This is a genomic window from Burkholderia sp. Bp9142 (assembly GCF_003853415.1).
In the GTDB taxonomy this organism is placed as follows: Bacteria; Pseudomonadota; Gammaproteobacteria; order Burkholderiales; family Burkholderiaceae; genus Burkholderia.
Genome location: NZ_QTPP01000080.1, coordinates 1 through 2291 on the forward strand (window position 1 = coordinate 1; position 2291 = coordinate 2291).

Consider the following 2291-nt stretch of genomic DNA (forward strand, 5'->3'; position numbering starts at 1 on the left):
CTTCTTCATGTTCGTCTTCTTCTCCGAAAACGAACTTTACTAGACTCCGGTTGGCCCTGTTTGCAGGGGGCAGGTCAACGCATCCCGGTTCTCATCACGGCCGATAGCATCGAACCCACGCAGCGAGATCTGCTGCATCCATCAGTTCTTGTTACCGCTGGCATCGAGCTTCGTGCCGGCTTCCATCTTTCGGACGATCGACCATCGAGCGCGTAGCCGATTGCCCTGGCGCACGATAAAGGTTTCGTCACTCATCTGGCTGCCGCCGATGGGCGTTTCATGCTCGGAGCGATCTCGTGTCCTGGCCTTTCTCCCCGTTATTTGCCGCATCGAGCACATTGCACGACTCGCCGGATGATCGCGCCTTGCTGGTTCATCATCATGGCCTATTGGCTGCATATTTCAGCTATCTCTGCTCAATATTGGCGATTTGGTCCGAGGTGCCGGGGCGTGACTGGTTCGTTTCGTGGCGAATCTGCGACGCTCCCCGAGGCTCTCGTGAGCAGGGCGAGCCCGCGGGCGCATGCCTGTTGGCGCCTGAATGACGAGCGAAACTGCCCCTCTGCCTCCTGATCCATGCGAGGCGTCGCATATGCGCCCGGGTCAAAGCCGACGCAGGTATCCGCGTTCAACTGCGCGAGGTGTGCGTCGTATCGGCCCGTCGGATGTGGCGTACGGCGCGGCTTCGCTGCGATAGGCAGGCCAGACGCTCATGTTGGCCGGCTTGCACGACGGTCCGATGCAATGCGCGCTGCACCGCTGCACGCTCACTGCGACGGCGACGGCGACGGCGACGGCGACGGCGACGGCGACGGCGACGGCGACGCGCAAGCGATGCGCAAGCGATGCGGCAGCAAGGCGCGCAGGCGCAGATCGTCGCGTATCAGCGCCGCAAGACACATCAAGGCCGGCCGAACTGTCGGTGTCGCCCTGGGAGGCGTCACCGTCGCTGTCGGCCGCGATTAAGTGGGTCGGCATGTCCTTCAGGCACCCATGCTTACGTGATTGTTTCCGCAGTCATGGCGCTCGCGGCCGTCGCCTGCTGCCGGCAGTGGTCAAGCAACCGGCGTCGTCGGCCGGCTTCAACGTGTCATACGCAGCGCGAGCCGCCGTGTCCTTTGTGCGCCCTGAGACGTGGTTCTCGGGGAGCGCCTGCTGTCGGATCGCCGCGATCCCGTCCGCCGGCGCCATCCGTTTGGGGAGGGGCGCATGGGCTGCGGAAGTGACGAAGACTGGCGCGGGAGCAAGAGGGAAGGCCGGATGAAGCATGGGGTGGGAGAGGGGTGGAGATGGGGCTGCTTGATCGCGTGACACGGAGTGGCACGTACGCGCCGGCTTTCTGAGAGGGGGCCGACCGGAGGGGCGGCCCGATCCTGAAAGTTCGATGTGCCGCGCGGAACCGATGAGGACGGTAGCCCTATACACTGAATCAGGTTTTAGCTGCAGTGTGCCGACAGCTGCTGCGGAGACGCCAGCCACCCGGTGCCTTGCAGTACACCGATTCATACCTCCAACTTCGATCGATCAGAGTCCCTGGCGGAGGTCTCGCAACCTTCCGGCATGGAAATTGCGGATTTTTTTGCATCTACCCGCTTGGCATTATGCGCGGGACGTCGTATGATGGCGGTCTTTCGTTTTTAGCGAAGATGCAAATCGACGCTGAAGACGGAGTCTGACGAAGATGTGGGCGCCGATCGGCGATCCTCTCGTGCTCGCCTCAGCCAGGTGAGCACGGGTGTCGGGTGAGTCGCCGGGGCGCGCTGGAAGAGAATGAAAATAATCTTCCGGATGTGCTTGACAGGAGTGCGATGCACCCCCATAATCGTCAGTTCTCTACGGAGGGGTGCCCGAGTGGCTAAAGGGGGCAGACTGTAAATCTGTTGGCTTACGCCTACGTTGGTTCGAATCCAACCTCCTCCACCAAGAACATCAGCGCAGAGAGCGGTAGGGAATCGTTAGTGGCCCGTGCGGGTGTAGCTCAATGGTAGAGCAGAAGCCTTCCAAGCTTACGACGAGGGTTCGATTCCCTTCACCCGCTCCAGTTCGTGTAGTTGAAGCGTATAGCGCCCATGTGGCTCAGTGGTAGAGCACTCCCTTGGTAAGGGAGAGGTCGGCAGTTCGATCCTGCCCATGGGCACCAGCAGCAAAAAGTCAGTGTCTGTTTGCGCGCGGCGCAACCTGTGAAATTCCTTTTGGGAGTCGAAAATGGCCAAGGGTAAATTTGAGCGGACCAAGCCGCACGTCAACGTTGGTACGATTGGTCACGTTGACCACGGCAAGACGACGCTGAC

The 2291-nt window shown here is 61.0% G+C and carries 2 protein-coding genes and 3 tRNA genes; all 5 read left to right on the forward strand.

Annotated features, from left to right (window positions below):
* Positions 1–744 precede the first annotated feature (744 nt).
* Positions 745–966, forward strand: coding sequence for a hypothetical protein (locus DIE22_RS38455; protein ID WP_185640789.1), 222 nt, complete (start codon positions 745–747; stop codon positions 964–966).
* Between the two features lie 871 nt (positions 967–1837).
* Positions 1838–1923: transfer RNA gene (locus DIE22_RS37680), tRNA-Tyr, on the forward strand.
* Between the two features lie 44 nt (positions 1924–1967).
* Positions 1968–2041, forward strand: a tRNA-Gly gene (locus DIE22_RS37685).
* Between the two features lie 24 nt (positions 2042–2065).
* A tRNA-Thr gene (locus DIE22_RS37690) sits at positions 2066–2140 on the forward strand.
* A gap of 65 nt (positions 2141–2205) precedes the next feature.
* The coding region (locus tag DIE22_RS37695) for a GTP-binding protein (RefSeq protein WP_033473206.1) at positions 2206–2291 on the forward strand (86 nt) is incomplete at its 3' end.

Excerpts from the sequence above, each read along its gene's own strand:
- DIE22_RS38455 (WP_185640789.1), top strand. The coding sequence starts at position 745 with ATGCGCGCTGCACCGCTGCACGCTCACTGCGACGGCGACGGCGACGGC.